Origin of the sequence: Neobacillus rhizosphaerae (assembly GCF_050477885.1) — a bacterium.
Classification (GTDB): Bacteria; Bacillota; Bacilli; order Bacillales; family Cytobacillaceae; genus Neobacillus; species Neobacillus rhizosphaerae_A.
The window spans coordinates 19,731-37,612 of the sequence record NZ_JBCNAC010000036.1; the positions used below are offsets into that span (position 1 = coordinate 19,731).

The following is a 17,882-nucleotide window of genomic DNA, read 5'->3' on the forward strand; positions in this document are numbered from 1 at the left end:
ATTTCTTTCTATTTTTTTATGAGTTTACTAGAGAAGAGTTCATCGGATTACAAGAATTACTCTTCCAAACCTGGAACATTTTATAAGAAGGTGGAGTAATTTATAGGAAATTACACCTCTAGGGAGGAAATCATATGTATCATTATCAGCTTCAAAACAGGAATGGTGGTCATCAAAAGGGACATTTAATAAAAGTGACTGGAGAAGGTGAGATTGCTGTTCAGCCAGATTTAGCTTCAGTAAATTTAGGAATTATAACGGAAGGAAAGGAATTAATACCCGCGCAACAGCAAAATGCCATTCAAAATACAAAGGTCATTCAATCTTTAGTGGAACTTGGAATTCCCCAATCACATATACAAACATTTGATTACCGAATAGAATCTGATTACGACTATGAACAAGGGAAACAAATTTTTAAAGGATATAAAGTAACTCACATTTTACAGGTAAAAATAGAAGATTTAACCATGATAGGAAAGGTGGTAGACAACGCTGTACAAAATGGGGTCAATTATGTCTCAAACATTCAATTTACATTAAACAATAAGGAGCCTTATTACCAACGCGCCTTAGTTATGGCAGTAAACAATGCTATTGGAAAAGCAAAGACAATTGCCGACTCAATTAACGTCACTTTAATACCCACTCCTAGTTTAATCGTGGAAGGCAGTATTCCGATTCAACCATATTCTTATCAGCCGGAAACAATGGTGAAGGCTATGAGCACCACTCCTTTAGAACCTGGACAATTAAAAATAAAAGCAAACATATCAGCAGAGTTTCACTATAGATTAATATAAAAAAAGAGGATGACACCATCATATGATGGGTCAATCCTCTCTTTACTTATTATATTTCTTTGCCCAATTATACAATTGCATTTCTGTAACGGGGCCATTAAAGTGCTCTCTTATAACTCCCTGTTTATCAATAACAAACGTCTCAGGCTGCCCAGTTACATTATATAATTTTGACACTTTAGCATTATAATCAAATAGGTAATTCATTCCTGCTTTATTGTTTTCTGTTACTTTTTTAATTTTATCCTGTGTCTCTCCACGATTAATCATAAGAAGATTATATTGATCACCATAATCTTTTTGGAAAGCTTCTAACTCTGGAAATTCATCTTTACAAGGAGCACACCAGCTGGCAAAATAATTTAAAATAACTACTTCACCCTTAAAATCAGCTAGCTTGGTATTGCTGCCATCTAGGTTTGGAAGTTCAAAATTATAAGCCTTATCGCCTACATCGGTATGTTTTCCTTTTGTTACCAGACTATAAGCAAAGAAAGCAAACATCCCGATAATTAGAATCATGACGAGCAATTTGATGACTCGTTTATTCATCTTATTTCCTCCTGCTCCCCTTGCTTATTTTTCTAGTTGTTTTAAGAATTCTATTTCCTTCTTCAGCTTCGTATGTCTTTTACCCACAATAAGCATATACGAAAAAATTACAACCCATGCTACGGAATAGGCACCCAACATATATTCATAGTTCACTTTAAATTCCTCCTAGTTTTCTAATTGTTCTCTTAATTTTTCTTTATAACGTTCTACTTTAATTTTCATATTTTCAAATGAAACACCTTTATGAAGAAGGTAGGCATAAAAAATAGTGAAGGCAGTAATTGTGATAAGTAATGCCACAAGCATACTATCCTCAATTCCACCACCTTTTTGGGAAGGTCCCTCACCAAAAACAATAGGGTGAAATTTCGTTTGCCACCAGCGAATAGCAAAGAATACGATTGGAACATCTGCGAACCCTATAATTCCAAATACAGATGCTAGTCGCGCTTTTTTATCCCACACTCCATCCATTTGTCGAATCATAATGTAGGCAATATAGATAAAAAATAGGATCAAGGTCGTGATTAATCTTGGTTCCCACACCCACCAAGTGTTCCAGGCTGATCTTGCCCAAATAGGTCCTGTTGTCAATACAATAATGGTGAAAACAACACCAATCTCTGCAGAAACATAGGCATAAGTATCAAAAATTCTTTTTCGCTTGATTAAAAACAAAATACTGAACACGAATGTCACAAAAAACGCCATAAAGGCTAGCCACGCTGAACTTACATGAAAATAAAAGATTTTTTGCGCTGCATGCATAGTTGTTTCTTCTGCTGCAAAAATAAAGATAAAATATAGGGAAACTAACATGGAGATAACTGTGCCGACAAACAAAATACGGGATACATTAAGTTTTTTAGTATCTGCCAAATGAGCCCCAGGAAGTACCGCTTTCTCTCGTTCGAGATTCATACTCATCATTTAAACCTCCAGAACATAATCGATTAATAAAATACAAATCACAAAGAATATCACATCATACGCGGTAACCAATTGGATCCACGCTAAAGCACTTGAAAACTTCTCCATATTCGTTAAGATAATTCGAGATGCTTGAACCACACCAATTAATATCGGAGTAGTAATCGGGAATAAAAGTAACGGCAGGAGCATTTCACTGCTTTTTGAATTTGCAGAAAGCGCGGCCAAGAATGTGCCGATTGCTATAAACCCGAAGCTTCCTAGGAAAACTACTAAAATGAAATATGGTATACTTCCAAAGAATTTAAAATCAAATAATAAAAATAGAAACGGTATCGAAACTAGTTCAACCACAAGGATCATGATGAAATTGGCAATGAACTTTCCTAAATAAATACTTGCAGCCTCCATCGGTGCAACAAATAATCCTTGAATCGTATCATTTCGCTGCTCCGAGATAAAGGACCGGTTAAGGCCTAAAATTCCTGCAAATACGATAATGACCCAAACCACACCAGGGATGACAGCCTTTGTTGTGTTATTAGCAGGATCAAAAGCAAAGCTGAAAACGACAATCACAAGTCCCGCAAATATTATTTGTGTTACTAGAATTTGCTTTGTTTTTAATTCGGAATACAAATCTTTTTTTGCTAGTAAGAGGGCTGTACGAAATAAGTTCATGAGACTCCCTCCACTTGAAGCTCGTATTTTTCGGAAACGTACCCAAGATTATGTCTCTCCATTTTAAAGTCATCGACGATTTTCCCATTTTTCACAATGATAATCCGATCGCAAATCTCCGCAGCCTGTTTAAAATCATGCGTAACCATTAATGTGGTAGCACCTCTATCCTTCATTGAAAGGATCACATTATTAAGAATGGTAATTGCCCCTTGATCCAGCCCTGTGTGTGGCTCATCAAGTAAAAGAACCTCTGGTTCATGAATGATCGCACGTGCAATTGCAATTCGCTGAATCATGCCGCGGGAGAAGTTTTTTACTGGCTCATTTAAAAAGAAGGATAATCCTACATCTTTAACAAGCTTTGTTGCTCTCTCTTCAACATTCTTAACTCCGTATATATTCCCAAAGAAAACTAGATTTTCAAGTGGAGAATAATGATCATAAAGCAGACTGGAATGGGGTAAATAACCTAACCCCTTTTTTATTTCAATATGGTCTTTTTTTAAATTTAATCCATTGATTTTAACTATTCCTGATGTTGGTTTGATTAAGGTAGCCAACACCTTCAAAAGTGTGCTTTTACCTGCACCATTTGGTCCTAGAATAGCAACCGTTTCTCCTTTTTTTATCGAGAGGTCTATCCCACGTAAGATCAGCTTATTGTCAGCTTGCTTAGATAGCTTCTTTATTTCAATCAATTGCGGTCCCTCCCATTCCAGCTGTTACTCAACATAGCTTCGTAAATTTAATTTTACTTGGATAAGGTGCTGCTTATACGCAGCAAGCTTAGCGTGATAATCTTCCTCTGATAGATTTCCATCACCAAAGGTCTCTTCTAACTCAATAATCTTATCTAGAATGGCCTTTTGTTTTGCCATTAGCTGCTTAAATGCTTTTTCTTCTTTATCGGCTCCGAGTCTTTCCTCTTCTAACCTTGCTTTTCTTCTAAAGTAAGCATAATAAGAAATACCTGCAATAAGAATGGCACCGATAATAATTAGAAAGACGTGCGGATTAAAACGATGTAAGGGGGACTGAGCCCACATCCTTAAATGACCTGGATTATGAAAAGCAGGTGCCGTGTGCGTGACTGAACTATTGTTTGCGTTTTCACTTGCATTTTGACTTTTAGCCCTCGAATCTGATGGAGGCTGGACATCTTTGTTATAGACTAGAGTAAAAGTCTGATTGGCTTTTAAATCTTCAATGCTATATCCAAAGTAATTTTTGTCATCGAATGGAAAAAGTCCTTGACTAGTTGACTCTACACCCTTCACCTCTATGCTTCCCATGCCCTCTGGCACAAGTATCTGCATCGTTTGGACGGGATAATCTAACGTTATATTGATTTCCTCTCCTTTTGGCATTCTATAGCTATACGGAAGGACCATTGTTTGATTTGCTGGAACCGGAGTGGTTGTAATAAAGCCGTTATCAACCTCTTTAAAAGCAATTTTATTATCTAAGAAATTAAGATCTTTTGCCCCTTTAGGGATGGCAACACTCAATACTGCCTCGCCTTCCCCGTTTCCTTTAAATTCCTCACCGGATTTATTAAAATAGTTAACCATATTCATCATATTGGTAGAGCCATCTTCAGCCGGACTTACTACAATATAATGCATATCGACAGAAATCTTTGAATCAGTGGCTGCTAAGCCGTGGAACGGGATTAGCAGCATTAGTCCAAGGAAGAAGACTGTGATTTTCTTGATCACTTTCCTTCCCCCTTTTTATTTTTATAGCTTTGCATTTGTGCCTCTATTTCTTTTTCCACTTCTGCCATTAAATCTTCATCAATATTTTTATCAATCATTTGTTCTTCTTCCTTCATGATGCTAGCTACTTCAGTTTCATACTGTTTCTTAAGAACCTTATAATCTGCGTGAGATATTTTATCCATTTTGTATTCAAATTCTATCTCATTTAGTGTGGTCAAAAGAGCTTCTTTAGTACTCGCTAAATCCTGAGTATTTACATTAGCATTTAAATACGTATCCCATTTAAATAATGGTGATAATATCAAAAACAAACAAGTTAGCGCCATTGCGGCTGTAAAAACCATTGAAATGATTGAGATATCCTGCATTTTGTTCACATCCTAAAGATACTTTTTGCGTTCTTCATCGATCATGGAAGAAAGGATTTCTCCTTCAACTTCATCCTGTGTCTCCTCGTATTCAGAGACAGCTTCTTCAGTTCCTCTTTTTTTCACCCATTTACGAATGATCATAAATACTGCGATAGCTGCTGCTCCTAACACAACAAAGGGTAGTACCCAAGCTGTTAAACTAAATCCACTTTTTTCCGGCGACGTCAAAATCTCTTCACCGTAAATATTGACGTAATATTCACGAATTTTATCCTTATCCCAGCCCTTATTCATCATCTCTACTAAGTCTTTTTTAAACTCAGTAGTGAGACTGCAAGTATTGGGATCACACTCATAATGGTCCTGTCCACAGCCGCATGTACAGGCAAATTGCTGGGCAACTGCTTTAAATTCTGCAGATTTATAGTCAATTTGTTTTGCCGCTTCCACTCGGATGAATGAACCTTGAAAGATAAACGCAAGGATGAGGAGCCCTATATAAAGTTTGTTTCTCATATTAAGACACCTCTCTTCGTACTCCTGTGTATCTTGGAGTGACATTTTGATATTTCCCATTCCAAATGGCGAATAGTGCGCCTATGACAATCATGAATGACCCAAACCATAACCAGTTCATCATTGGGTTAACTTTTACAACAAAGGTAGCCTTTCCATCATCCTCCCAGGCACTCAATACGATGTATAGATCTTCTTTAACTGAGGAGATTATTGCTACCTCAGAGGATGGCTGTTCCCAGTTACCATAAAACACCTTTTCCGGTTGGTAGGTGCCTAGCTTTTTACCATTTCTAAATACAGTTACATCTGCATAGACAATATCATTAATACCTTCTTTTTTCTGATCTAGACGATTATAGTTAATTCGATAATCTTTTAGTTCAATAGACTGCCCCAATGCTACTGTTTTCATTGTCTCTAAGTCATAGTTTTGCGAACCGATAATCCCCATCGTAATAAATGCAATGCCCAAGTGAACAATATATCCCCCGTATCGACGGCGATTTCGTATCATCAAACGGTAAAGAGCAACCAGAGGTGATTCTTTCGTCATCTTCCGTCTAGCTTTCACACCTCTATAAAACTCTAAGTAATGAGTAACTAGCAATAGAATAATAACCCCATATCCAATGACAGCCCAGGCCTTTTGAATCCCTAAAACAACCATTAAGATCATACCAACAACAGCTAGTATGGATGGAATTAGGAAGTTTTTCCTAAGGTTTTTTACAGTAGAACGCTGCCAAGCAAGCATTGGGCAAACTGCCATTACAAACATCATGGATAATAGGATCGGTGCCTCAACCTTATTAAAAAATGGAAGACCGACTGTAACTTTTGTTCCTCGAACCGCTTCTGATACTAGTGGGAAAATGGTTCCCCAGAAAACGGCAAATGCTGCACCAACAAGTAATAGATTGTTAACTAGGAAACTACTTTCTTTTGAAACAAAAGAATTAAATTCCCCTGCACTACGTTTTAACAGGTTGTAACGACTCATTAACACATAAAGGGCTAGAATAACGGCGATACCCATGAAGATTAAAAAATATAATCCTAGATTTGAATTGGCAAATGCATGAACTGATGTTAGAACACCGCTTCTGACTAGGAATGTTCCAAATAGAGTAAGCGCATAGGAAACAATGATTAAGCTGATATTCCATATTTTCAGCATGTTCTTCCGTTCTTGAATCATCACGGAATGAAGGAAGGCAGTTGCCGTTAACCATGGCATAAAGGAGGCATTTTCTACTGGATCCCATGCCCAGTAACCACCCCATCCAAGTTCCACATACGCCCATTGGCCACCAAAAATATTTCCAAGACTTAAGAATAACCAGGCAATGATCGTCCAACGTCTTGTCATTTTAATCCAGAAATCATCCACATTCTTTAAAATTAGTGCTGCCATGGCAAATGCGAATGGAATTGCTAGACCTACATACCCCAGATAAAGTGTTACTGGGTGTATAATCATTCCAGGGTTCTGAAGCATAGGATTTAATCCCTTACCTTCAATTGGAATTTCATTTAATACGACGAATGGTTTTGCTACAAATCCAAGGATAAAGAAGAAGAATACCGCATTGGCCATTAGAATAGCTGAAATATAAGGAACCATTGGGTTCCCTTTCATTTTTCTTGAAAAGACAATCATTACTGTGTAGAGTGTTAAGAAAAATGTCCAAAGTAACAACGAACCTGCGTTACCTGCCCATAAGGCCGTTAGCTTGTAAATAATTGGAAGTTCGCTACTTGTATAATCGTGAACATATTCGTACTGAAACTGTGAAGTTGCTAAAAGGTAGAACAGGGACAACATTGCTAGTGATGAACAAACAAGTAATGCAATTAGTCCACCTTTCCCACTATTTACGAACTTTTGATTCTTTGTACTAATCCCCAATGTGAGAATGAGTAGTGTATAGATTGCAATGGCTAAACCTATATAAATTGTTGCGTTAGCGAATAAATACATTTCGTCACCTTCTTAATTCAGCCTGTTATTTTTCTTTCGGTGGTTGATTTAACTTTTCTTTATGTGATTCAGGATCATAATCCTTCATATCTTTTCCTTCGTATTTAGAAGGACATCTCGTTTTTACCGTTTCTGCTTCAAAAGTATCCTTTTTTGTTGGCGCTCCCTGAAGAATGGTTATCACACCTTCAGAAAAGTTATCAGGTTTAGGACCGTTATGAATAACATGCATTATATTGCCGTCATTGTCCTTGACATCAAACTTAAGTTCGATTTTGTCTGCGTTCCACTTAATGGTGTCTTCCATTAACAGGCCTTCAACCGTAACAAAATCATCTTTATGTTGATTCTGGGTAGCCAAAAGCTCCTTCATCGTTAGTTCAACACCACTTGACCCTGGGGTTGCAGCCATAAGCAAGAAAACGATGGCAGCAGCGATTACAAAGCCTCCCAGCATCACAATCGTATTTTTCTTCATTCCCTCTCACCTCATTAGATAAGTTTTTTCATTTCTTCTTCGTACATTTCCTGGTCTATTTTTCCAGTTAAAAGTTTTTTTCGCAGTTCTTTCTTTTCTTCAGCATTTGTTGACTTATCTTCCTTTTTAACAGATGTTTTCTTTGGTTGTTGTTTCGTATGTTTTGAACCCTTAGCTGCTGCTTTGGAGGACTGTGTATTTCCCTTTAAGCCTAAGAAAACGAAGAGACCAGCAATAATAAGTGCGATTCCAATGATCGATGCTCCTCCAACACCGATAATTGGCCGTGTTGTGGTATTAGTTCCTCCATTTTTCACCTGGTCGGTGGCTGTCACACCACTGTGGTTTTCATCCTTTGGCGGTTCCGCTTTGTTGATTGCCTCCATGGTTGATTCCGTACCGTCTTTCTTATAAGAGAAAGAATATTTTAAACTATTTCCTGCTTTTACATTTTTATATTGGTAGTAATAGAGTTCCTCTCCGTACTCACTTTTTGAATTATTATCAGCTTTTGGCTCAAGTTGGATTTCTTTTGCATTCATGGGAGCATAAAAGATGACATCTAGTAGCTCTATATCAGCATTGTGAATCAACTCATATGTAAAACTTTTTTTATCTTTAACCACTACCGATTTTGTATAGTATTCGATAACAAATTTATACGTTTCGTTATTTTTAATGGCTTTTGCTGGTTTCCATGAAATGATTCCTTTTTCCTTATCCACATCATAGGGCCGCTGTACTTCCGGCTTATTTTCTTCTGGAAATTCTGCTACTAAATAGGCCTCAAATCCCTTTTCCATTGCTGGTACTGGAATTTCTATTTTTCCGTCATAATCTTGGCCACTATTATTTGTAATTGTTCCGTACTGGCCTACTAATAAGGAAGGAATATCTCTTGACCATCCCTCAGGGTAATCAAACTCAGGCATTACTTGAATTTGCATTTCTTTAAATGGGAACTTCTCCGCTTGAAATGCCATTTCTGCACTTGCCTTTGGGATCATGTAACTAGATACAAATAATACAATAACGAAAAATGCCAATAATTTTTTCTTAAGCATATTTATCCTCCTTGAGTGGAATTCTTATCACGATGTAGCACTATTTTCCACTATAGTCCTCTTTGAAATAAATATAATCGTTATCAGCCCCTCGTTGTTGAACCACTTTTGTACATTTTGTTAAAGGGTTGAAAACGTTGCGATTTCGTCAAAAAACCACCACAAAATGTTCACATTTATTAAATTCTTAAAAATTTAGATTGGTAGACTTAAGAATCTAGTCCCAATTTCACAGGTAGACTCTCTATTGAGTACTATAAACCTAATCCTTTTTTACTATCCGGTTGGAAAATGAACATTTTGTTAAAACTTGTTATATTAGACGATTTATCGGGGTAAATCCCCTTTCAACCTATTACTATTTCGTTTCAAATCTATTATTATTCTCATATACTAACTTGATTTGAGGTGTTAACATTGAAAAAGTTTTTCTTTTTACTCGTAGCGGTATTTCTCACAGGGTGCAGCGGGGGCAATTATAAAAACATCTCGGCAAACGAGGCTAAGGGTATGATCGATGAGGGCAAGGTAATTGTTTTAGATGTACGAACACCAGAAGAGTACAATAGCGGACATATTCCAGACGCTGAATTAGTTCCACTTCAAGTACTTGATGGGATGAGTAGTGAATTAAAAAAGGACAAAAGTTATTTGATTGTCTGCCGAAGCGGAAACCGTTCCCAGCAAGCTTCAGAAATCCTTGCAGAAAAGGGCTTTAAAGACATTTACAACATGAGTGGTGGCATGAATAGTTGGACATATAATTTAGAACAATAGGTTCATAGAAAAAGTAAAACCCTGGATCCAGTCGGATTCAGGGTTTTACTTTTCTTATTTCTTTTCTAGGGACCTAATATATGTCACGATATCCGTAATGTCCTCTTTTTTTAGCTGCCGAGCACCTTCAAGTCCCTTTAATGATGGACCCATACGAGTTTCTTCCCGACCAAAAGCTGTGCCAATCCAAATTTGTTTATCACTTGTATACTTTAAATATTGGGGATTTGCTAATGCCGTTCCCATTTTTATTTTTCCGGCACCCGCTTCACCATGGCAATTAAGACAATATAAATTATATTGTATTTTTCCACGTTCTAGGTCACCAGAAATGGTTTTAGGAACATTAAAATTAATTTCTTTTGTTTGCCAATTTCTCATAAAGGCAACAAGATTATTTAACTCTTTTTCTGACAATCTAGGACCGTAAGCTGGCATGCCAGTACCTTCTCGGCCATATTTAACGTAATTAAACAGGTCTTTATCGGAAACGGAGCTTAAAAAATTCTGACTGTTAATGGCTGTTCCTGCGTTTGCCCCTTCACCTTTACCGGTTTCCCCATGACAAACAAGACAGTTATTTTTATACAGTTTTTCACCCGCAGCAACCGCTTTGGAGCTATTACCGTCAAACAAATGACTATTATTTATACAAACAATAATTCCAATAATAATCAAAATATAACTTCCGATTAATATCTTTTTCATGGGTTACTCCTTATTTTGGCTCAGGTGTTGGAGTTGGTTCCCCAAAATCTTTATATTTTTCTGTTATTAACTGATATATCTTCTTAGGACTTTTACCGTCAAGATGCATTTCGATCGCCTCCCGGGCGATATCTATACAGACGTCTCACGATATACTCATGGAGTCCCATTCTTTAACAGCGTTATCTGGACCTAATTCATCTATGTAACAATCCAGATTACTTTTATGACCATCTTGTGCGAAACATCCGCAATAGCAAGGTACCTGAGATATTACTTCCGGATAAGTAGCAGCCAAAACATATGTCTCTTGAATTTTTTCTGAAGAATTCAATACATAATCAGGTAGTGGTTTATGCTTTTTATCAAGTGTAACATCTTCCATTTTTGAACTACAACCCGCTGCAACGATCGCAATTAAAATGAAGAGGAACAAAAAAGATGTAATTCGTTTCATATTAAGTTCACCCCTTCCGTAAATATATTTACTAGTTTATTTTAGCAAAAAGTAATTCATTGAATGGTTGTAAATTCTTACTATTTAGTGAAGTTTTTATGATAGTAAAAGTAAAAATAATATATTCTTCTTAACGCAGAGGATTCCTCTGGAACTTTGAATTACTACATATTCATCATGTCATGACCGGAATGGCTGCTTGACCCAATAGAGGGATCAACCATCCCAAAAATCATCGCTATGTGTGCAACTACAAGGAACATGCCCACAAAAAATGAATGGATTTTCAGTTTTTGTTCATCCGTTTTATTTTTGTAAATAACACCCATATCCAGGAGTGCCATACCTAGCAATGGAACGATTCCTAAAAGGTAAAAGGTAACCGCAACTACATCAATCCAGCCCTTCCATTCACCATTTATTGTTAATGGAATATAGGCTGTCTTCATTAAGTAAAAGAAAATTCCAGTGAAATATAAACCTGCAAAAATACTAACTACCTTATTTACTTTTCTTAAGGTACCACCTAAATTTCTTGTAAATAGTATACCGAGTTCTGTGATGGCTATAGTCTCAGCACATATAACTGGAATGGCCATAAAAATAATTAAATTCCACGGCTGATTGTCTGCTAGTAACCCCATATAATGCGTCATGTTCATATTCATCTTCTCCTTTATGTTGTTTACACCATTAATGTAAAAAATAAATGTGCAGAAACTTAGCAGAAACTATGGAGAAATTGTTAAAGATTTTATGTAAAAGTTGTCTGTTGATTTCTGATCTGAATAAAAAAAGCCTTAATCCGATATTCGGATTAAGGCTTACGAGTTTTACGTTTATTATGCTCTTGAAACATAAGATGCTTCAGTTGTATTGATAATTAGTTTATCCCCTTGGTTAATAAAGAATGGAACTTGAACACTTAGTCCTGTTTCAAGGATAGCAGGCTTCGTTCCACCTGAAGCTGTGTCACCTTTAATTCCTGGTTCTGTTTCAGTAACTTCTAAAACAACAGTGTTTGGCAATTCCACGCCAAGTGTTTCATGACCAAACATCATGATGTGAACTTCCATGTTTTCTTTTAAGAACTTCAATTCATACTCAATGTTGCTAGCAGGTAGTTCCACTTGTTCGTAGGATTCCATATCCATAAATACGTGTTGATCACCGCTGGCATAAAGGTATTGCATTTTGCGATTATCGATTTGTGCTTTTTCTACTTTCTCACCAGCACGGAATGTTTTTTCTTGAATAGCTCCATTACGAAGGTTACGTAGCTTAGAACGGACAAAAGCTGCACCTTTCCCTGGCTTTACGTGTTGGAAATCAATAACTCTCCATAGACCGTTATCCACTTCAATTGTTAATCCTGTTTTAAAATCGTTAACAGAAATCATGTAAGTTCCTCCTAAAATTCATTACAATATGATTAGTTCTTTTGTAGAATGAGTAAGAGCCTCATTGTGGGTAGCAGTAATCAATGTATCATCCTCAATGCGAACACCGCCAAGACCTGGGATATAAATACCAGGTTCACAGGTTACAACCATTCCTGTTTCTAAAACGAGATCTGACTTCATTGAAAGACCAGGACCTTCGTGCACCTCAAGACCAATACCGTGCCCAGTTGAATGCCCAAAATATTCCCCATAACCTTTTTCTGTTATGTAGTCTCTAGTTAGTGCATCTGCTTGCTTACCAGTCATGCCAGGCTTAATTCCAGCCATACCTCGGCCCTGTGCTTCAAAAACAATTTCATAAATTTCTTTTAGCTTTGCATCAGGTTCTCCAACAGCAATGGTCCTAGTTATATCAGAAACATATCCATTGTAATACGCACCATAGTCTAGTGTAACAAAATCTCCCGCCTCAATCACTTTGTTGCTAGCAACACCGTGTGGAAGCGCAGAACGATGCCCGGAAGCAACAATCGTATCAAAAGATGATGAAGTTGCACCAGCTCTTCTCATAAAGAACTCTAGTTCATTCGATACCTCTAATTCTGTCTTCCCAGGACGAATGAAGTCTAAAATATGTTTAAAAGCCGCATCAGCAATATCTGCTGCTACCTTTAATATCTTAATCTCTGCATCAGTCTTAATCAAGCGTAACTTTTCAATTACACCAGAAATCGGAACAAGTTCAGCTTCGATTTCTTTATCATATAATTTAAAGGAAGAGTAAGATAGAAAATCCTCTTCAAATCCAAGCTTTTGAATACCTAAATTCTTTGCTTGCTGTGCTACTTCCTCTGGAATGGAACCAGAAAATTTAATAATCTCGAAACCTTCGCATTGCTTAGATGCTTGCTCGGTATAGCGGAAATCTGTAATAAACAAAGCTTTTTCCGCACTAATTAAAACCACACCAGCTGAACCTGTAAAATTTGATATGTAGCGGCGATTAAATGGGCTAGTTATTAATATCCCATCAATACCATGTGTTGAAAAATCAGATCTTAGTTTTTCTATTTTTTCCATTACTCTCCACTCTCCTTTTATCAATGAGGACAAAAATAATTTTATCACAACCTACCAAAACAGACTAATCGAAACTTAAGTTGTGGCCTCTTTCTCTTGTACTTTACTAAGTTCATACTCATAATTGATGGAATATCCAATAAAAATCCCATATAAGCTGTATAAACATACTGAAGTAATAATCGTGTCCCTGCTTAAATCAAAAAGTGGTTTGATACTTGGAATTAATGGATTAAGAACAAAAAATACCAATAAGAATAAAACAATCCCGTAACCCCATCCAAACCATATACCTTTAACTTTTCTCAGGGTAAAATAATAAACATATGCAACAATGACTGATAACACACCCATGAGAATTATGGAAATAACAGTCCCTAGCCACCCTTTTTTCCAATCTCCCAATGCCCAAGGTTCCAGTATGGCGTTAGGGGCTACATCTGTAAAATTAAAAAAGTAGCTAATATAACCAATTGTGCCCCAAAAAATTCCTCCAAATAAACCCGTCCAAAAAACCAGTGCAATAAAAGACATGGGTTTTGGATAATCTGACTTCTTTATTTCTTTAACCATTGTGTCATAACCCCCGTACATTTTTTGTTGATTGGAACTTTATTCTCATCAAATTACTCGCTTCTTCATATTCCTTTATAACTAGTAAGCTGAAATTCCTTCATTATTATGTCCTTTAGAATTCCAATCCTTGCATGAAAATAATTTTTTACGGATTTTAAATGTAAAAATTATGTCATTCCTAGAGGTTTTTTCATTTTTCTAGTAGAATACATTTAAGTACAAACAGATTTATCTTTTTCTGCTATTGTGCAACTTTGTTATAGGTTGGTGTTAATAACCATGTCTAAATCTCAAAAACCGGTTTATGGCGGCCAAGCGGTCGTTGAAGGCGTAATGTTTGGCGGTAAACATCATTATGTTACCGCAGTTCGCAGGAAAGATCATTCTGTGGAATATTTTCATTTACCTCGTAAGGAAAACCCTTACCTAACCAGCTTAAAAAAGATTCCGTTTATTCGTGGGATTATCGCGATTATTGAAGCAAGTGCAAATGGATCAAAGCACTTAAACTTTTCCACAGAGAGATTTGATGTCGATCCAAAGGATGACGAGACCATAAAGGAAAAAGAGGTCTCAAAGTTATCTATGTATCTTGGGGTAGCAGTAATTGGGGTCCTCTCATTCTTATTTGGAAAATTTGCTTTTACATTAATACCTGTATTTTTAGCTGTACTAACCAAGCCAATTTTTCCATCCGATTTTGCCCAAGTCCTTGTAGAAGGGTTCTTTAAGTTATTGCTGTTACTTTGTTATATATATTTCGTATCACTTACACCTCTTATCAAGAGGGTGTTTCAATATCATGGTGCAGAGCATAAAGTAATTAATACCTTCGAAGCAGGTGTAGAGTTAACGGTTGAAAATGTTCAGGCACATTCCCGCCTTCATTACCGCTGCGGCAGTAGTTTCATCTTATTTACAGTCATTGTTGGTGTTTTTGTCTACATGCTTGTACCCACAACACCACTTTGGTTAAGGGTTGTGGATCGTCTTCTTTTAATCCCTGTTGTATTAGGTATTGCTTTTGAAGTCTTACAAATTACAAACAAACTAAGAGATATTCCTGTTTTAAAATACTTAGGTCTTCCAGGTCTTTGGCTACAACTATTAACGACTAAAGAACCAAACAATGACCAAGTGGAAGTTGCGATTCTTTCCTTTAAAGAATTATTAAAACGGGAAAAAGAATCTGAATATGATATGAAAAGTGAGGAAATTGTCTAAATCTTTTATTCTACAGTGTTTAAAAGAGGAAAAAAATGCTTAAGATGCTCTTAGGGAGGTGGCTTTCTTGAAAAATCGGACATCATATTATGTTATTGGTGGACTTATCATTTTAGCACTGCTCGGCCTTTACGGTTCATTTACAGCTAACCCTGCCGGTTTCATTCAGAGAATTGCTATCATCGCAGTGATCGGTTTAGTTATTTATTTTCTTGTTCGTAAATTTTCAATTTCGAGCCCTCAGAAAAAAGAGCAGCGGGCATTTCTTAAAGCAGCAAAAAAATCAAAAAAACGATTACAGCAAAAGAGCGGAGACTCTACTATGAAAAGCTCTTCTCTTGGGACTTTAACAACATTAAAGAAAAGCAACAAGACAAAAAAGAAATCTCCTGCTCATTTAACCGTTATCGACGGCAAAAAGGGTAAAAAGAAAAATCGAGCGTCTTTTTAGACACTCGATTTTTTTCTGGTCTATTAATAACACCACTTATCCAAAAATTTCTTAGCATGATCCCTACCAACATCAATTAATTTCCGCTTTTTTTCTTCAGTAAGATGAAATTCAGTTAAAAAAACACCTTCAGCAGGAATAAAGATAATGTTCTTCACATGTTTTTTGGAAATGTATCTTGAATCATGTGCATCCTTCATCGTCTCAAATAATGCACCAAATAATTGAATTCCGTTTTTAATTTTATGTTTCTCGTGCTCATAGTCACTCACACTTAATTTAATACCAAGCACTGGCCTCATCTTCTGAACATTTTCCTGATCGAAAAGCCACATGGGAAAATTACTTAATACACCTCCATCTACTAATATGTTCACTCCGTCCATTGAGCGCAATCGAACAGGCTCAAAAAAATAAGGAACACTGCAGCTCATTCTAATTGCTTTTGCAATGGAAAAAGAACCAGGAGATATCCCGAATTTCGGTAAATCATTTGGAAGGACAACCATTTGTCCATTTGAGAGGTCTGATGCTATCACTCTAAGTGCATCCGGTGGTAGGTCTGAAAAGGTTCTTAAGCCTTTGGCTTCGAGCTTCTCTTTCAACCATTTCTCAAGTTCATTTCCTTTATAAAGTCCTAGCTTCCAATAGACTAACAACCATTTAGCAAATGGAAAAGGAATGACCAATTTTCGTGGATCGAGTAATTGTGTTAAATCAAGTTCATCCATTAATTGATATAACTCTTTACTCGTGTAGCCAGCAGCGATTAAGGCAGCAACAATGGAACCTGCACTTGTACCCGCTACTCTTACAAACTGCAGCCCTCTACTCTCAATTTCTTCATATGCTCCTATTAGTGCAAACCCCTTAATGCCCCCTCCAGAAAAAACGCCGTCTATTTTCATTGGCAGCCACTCCTAAAGATGAACTCATTGTTACATCTTTAAGCGCGAACATATAGAAATAGTACGGCGGACAAGAATAAAATTTTTCTTAAGTAAAATATTGTACTTCTGCCTTAGGGAAGAATTCTGCTACATATTGACGGATGGTGCTTTCCAAATCTTTAGCTGCTTCATCAGGATAAACATATTTTCCTATCCCATACCGACCCCATTTGTATTTTCTCTTCCCTTCGTCCATTTCGAGTTTAGTTTTGGGATATCGTTTGGCTATTACGTTTTTGGCCGGTTTAGTATATCTGTGCTGAATGAGCTCAAATGTAAGATTGGGAATTTCTAGTCCTGCTAACTCATCACTTAATCTTTCGAATAACTCACGATATCCTTCTTTCCAATCCTCATGCATGTAGATGGGCGCTACAATAAACCCTAAGGGATAACCAGCGTTAGCAACTTTTCTAGCTGCTTTCAATCGATCTTCAAAAGAGGATGTTCCAGGTTCAAAGTTTCTTATGACATAGCGGGAATTAACACTGAAGCGAAAACGAGTCCTTCCATTGTGTTTAGCGTCAAGAAGGTGATCAACATGATGAAACTTGGTCACAAAGCGAAGCTCGCCGAATTCTGTTTGTCCGATAAATTCAATGGTTTTCTTAAGAGAATGTGTTAAGTGATCTAAGCCAACAATATCCGATGTACAGGCTGCTTCAAATCGGGTAATTTCAGGTTTTCTCTCTTCCATATACTTCTCTGCCTGTGCAAAAATTTCATCTAAATTAACATAGGTTCGAATATATGGTTTACTACCAAGTGTTGTTTGTAAGTAACAGTAGTGGCAATGTCCCATACAGCCTGTAGCCAATGGAATGGCATACTCTGCAGAAGGTTTCGATGTATCAAATTTTAATGTTCTTCTGATTCCAACCACCAGTGTAGATTTTGCATTTCGATATTGCTGTAATTCATTGTCTCCAGGTATTCCTCTTACCTGGTTATGTGAAGTGGTTTCTCGTATCTCAAGTCCCATTTTTGTAAATTTTTCTTTTAGTTCCCTGCCTAGCGGGTATTCTAATGCTTTCGGTTCAATGTAGACTAATTGTGGCATAAACGGATCCATGGTCTCCCTCTTTTCTATGGAGTTTTTTTAGTAGTATTAGCTATAGAAGAGAAGTTAAAGAAAAGTGAGCCGGAACAA

At 36.8% G+C, this 17,882-nt stretch carries 23 protein-coding genes; 4 read left to right on the forward strand and 19 right to left on the reverse strand.

What is annotated here, in order from left to right; translation table 11 throughout:
• Positions 1 to 134 precede the first annotated feature (134 nt).
• Entirely contained in the window at positions 135 to 803 is a 669-nt protein-coding gene (locus ABES03_RS05105) for an SIMPL domain-containing protein (protein WP_430115716.1), read from the forward strand.
• Positions 804 to 845: 42 nt separating this feature from the next.
• On the opposite strand, the gene ABES03_RS05110 is transcribed toward ABES03_RS05105, so the two are convergent.
• The 11 genes from ABES03_RS05110 to ABES03_RS05160 are packed head-to-tail and all read right to left on the reverse strand — an operon-like array spanning position 846 to position 9,106.
• Entirely contained in the window at positions 846 to 1,355 is a 510-nt protein-coding gene (locus tag ABES03_RS05110; protein ID WP_430115717.1) for a TlpA family protein disulfide reductase, read from the reverse strand.
• A gap of 24 nt (positions 1,356 to 1,379) precedes the next feature.
• Complete coding sequence (locus ABES03_RS05115) at positions 1,380 to 1,511, reverse strand: CcmD family protein (RefSeq protein WP_430115718.1); 132 nt, start codon at positions 1,509 to 1,511, stop codon at positions 1,380 to 1,382.
• A 12-nt stretch (positions 1,512 to 1,523) separates the two neighbouring features.
• Positions 1,524 to 2,288, reverse strand: a complete 765-nt coding sequence (locus ABES03_RS05120; protein WP_430115720.1) for a cytochrome c biogenesis protein — start codon at positions 2,286 to 2,288, stop codon at positions 1,524 to 1,526.
• Positions 2,289 to 2,969: a heme exporter protein CcmB gene (locus ABES03_RS05125; protein ID WP_430115722.1), complete on the reverse strand. Its 681-nt coding sequence runs from the start codon at positions 2,967 to 2,969 to the stop codon at positions 2,289 to 2,291.
• Positions 2,966 to 3,670 carry an ABC transporter ATP-binding protein gene (locus tag ABES03_RS05130; RefSeq protein ID WP_430115723.1) on the reverse strand — a complete coding sequence of 235 codons (705 nt, stop codon included), beginning with the start codon at positions 3,668 to 3,670 and terminating at the stop codon, positions 2,966 to 2,968. The genes ABES03_RS05125 and ABES03_RS05130 overlap by 4 nt, the downstream gene beginning before the upstream one ends.
• 24 nt (positions 3,671 to 3,694) lie before the next feature.
• Positions 3,695 to 4,690, reverse strand: coding sequence for a hypothetical protein (locus ABES03_RS05135; protein ID WP_430115724.1), 996 nt, complete (start codon positions 4,688 to 4,690; stop codon positions 3,695 to 3,697).
• On the reverse strand, positions 4,687 to 5,061 hold the full coding sequence (locus ABES03_RS05140) for a hypothetical protein (protein WP_430115727.1): 375 nt from the start codon (positions 5,059 to 5,061) through the stop codon (positions 4,687 to 4,689). Before ABES03_RS05140 ends, ABES03_RS05135 begins: the two co-directional genes overlap by 4 nt.
• A gap of 12 nt (positions 5,062 to 5,073) precedes the next feature.
• A complete protein-coding gene (locus ABES03_RS05145; protein ID WP_430115729.1) occupies positions 5,074 to 5,580 on the reverse strand; it encodes a cytochrome c-type biogenesis protein in 507 nt (168 codons plus the stop codon).
• A gap of 1 nt (position 5,581) precedes the next feature.
• Positions 5,582 to 7,564 carry a heme lyase CcmF/NrfE family subunit gene (locus ABES03_RS05150; protein WP_430115731.1) on the reverse strand — a complete coding sequence of 661 codons (1,983 nt, stop codon included), beginning with the start codon at positions 7,562 to 7,564 and terminating at the stop codon, positions 5,582 to 5,584.
• A gap of 25 nt (positions 7,565 to 7,589) precedes the next feature.
• A complete protein-coding gene (locus ABES03_RS05155) occupies positions 7,590 to 8,042 on the reverse strand; it encodes a cytochrome c maturation protein CcmE (protein WP_430115733.1) in 453 nt (150 codons plus the stop codon).
• Between the two features lie 14 nt (positions 8,043 to 8,056).
• Positions 8,057 to 9,106, reverse strand: coding sequence for a hypothetical protein (locus tag ABES03_RS05160; protein ID WP_430115736.1), 1,050 nt, complete (start codon positions 9,104 to 9,106; stop codon positions 8,057 to 8,059).
• Positions 9,107 to 9,514: 408 nt separating this feature from the next.
• Here ABES03_RS05160 and ABES03_RS05165 point away from each other — a divergent pair, with 408 nt between their 5' ends.
• Positions 9,515 to 9,883, forward strand: coding sequence for a rhodanese-like domain-containing protein (locus ABES03_RS05165; RefSeq protein ID WP_430115738.1), 369 nt, complete (start codon positions 9,515 to 9,517; stop codon positions 9,881 to 9,883).
• A gap of 54 nt (positions 9,884 to 9,937) precedes the next feature.
• Here ABES03_RS05165 and ABES03_RS05170 read toward each other — a convergent pair whose 3' ends face one another.
• The 6 genes from ABES03_RS05170 to ABES03_RS05195 all read right to left on the reverse strand — a co-directional run bounded on the left by ABES03_RS05170 (position 9,938) and on the right by ABES03_RS05195 (position 14,104).
• Entirely contained in the window at positions 9,938 to 10,591 is a 654-nt protein-coding gene (locus tag ABES03_RS05170) for a c-type cytochrome (protein WP_430115740.1), read from the reverse strand.
• A 10-nt stretch (positions 10,592 to 10,601) separates the two neighbouring features.
• Positions 10,602 to 11,048: a PCYCGC motif-containing (lipo)protein gene (locus ABES03_RS05175; RefSeq protein WP_430115743.1), complete on the reverse strand. Its 447-nt coding sequence runs from the start codon at positions 11,046 to 11,048 to the stop codon at positions 10,602 to 10,604.
• Positions 11,049 to 11,212: 164 nt separating this feature from the next.
• The gene (locus tag ABES03_RS05180) at positions 11,213 to 11,710 is read right to left on the reverse strand and encodes a DUF6803 family protein (protein ID WP_430115745.1); all 498 of its coding nucleotides are present in this window, start codon (positions 11,708 to 11,710) and stop codon (positions 11,213 to 11,215) included.
• A gap of 180 nt (positions 11,711 to 11,890) precedes the next feature.
• On the reverse strand, positions 11,891 to 12,448 hold the full coding sequence (gene efp / locus ABES03_RS05185; RefSeq protein WP_309860715.1) for an elongation factor P: 558 nt from the start codon (positions 12,446 to 12,448) through the stop codon (positions 11,891 to 11,893).
• A 21-nt stretch (positions 12,449 to 12,469) separates the two neighbouring features.
• Positions 12,470 to 13,531, reverse strand: a complete 1,062-nt coding sequence (locus ABES03_RS05190; protein ID WP_430115747.1) for a M24 family metallopeptidase — start codon at positions 13,529 to 13,531, stop codon at positions 12,470 to 12,472.
• Between the two features lie 75 nt (positions 13,532 to 13,606).
• Positions 13,607 to 14,104, reverse strand: coding sequence for a YqhR family membrane protein (locus ABES03_RS05195; protein WP_430115750.1), 498 nt, complete (start codon positions 14,102 to 14,104; stop codon positions 13,607 to 13,609).
• 282 nt (positions 14,105 to 14,386) lie between these two features.
• Here ABES03_RS05195 and ABES03_RS05200 point away from each other — a divergent pair, with 282 nt between their 5' ends.
• Positions 14,387 to 15,331, forward strand: a complete 945-nt coding sequence (locus ABES03_RS05200; RefSeq protein ID WP_430115753.1) for a DUF1385 domain-containing protein — start codon at positions 14,387 to 14,389, stop codon at positions 15,329 to 15,331.
• A gap of 58 nt (positions 15,332 to 15,389) precedes the next feature.
• Positions 15,390 to 15,782 carry an SA1362 family protein gene (locus ABES03_RS05205; protein WP_430115756.1) on the forward strand — a complete coding sequence of 131 codons (393 nt, stop codon included), beginning with the start codon at positions 15,390 to 15,392 and terminating at the stop codon, positions 15,780 to 15,782.
• Positions 15,783 to 15,805: 23 nt separating this feature from the next.
• Here the strand turns inward: ABES03_RS05205 and ABES03_RS05210 are convergent, their stop codons facing one another.
• Together ABES03_RS05210 and splB are read right to left on the reverse strand one after the other, a co-directional pair.
• Positions 15,806 to 16,690 (reverse strand): patatin-like phospholipase family protein, encoded by an 885-nt coding sequence (locus ABES03_RS05210; RefSeq protein WP_430115758.1) that lies wholly within the window; start codon positions 16,688 to 16,690, stop codon positions 15,806 to 15,808.
• Between the two features lie 88 nt (positions 16,691 to 16,778).
• Positions 16,779 to 17,804, reverse strand: coding sequence for a spore photoproduct lyase (splB, locus tag ABES03_RS05215; RefSeq protein WP_430115761.1), 1,026 nt, complete (start codon positions 17,802 to 17,804; stop codon positions 16,779 to 16,781).
• Between the last annotated feature and the right edge of the window lie 78 nt (positions 17,805 to 17,882).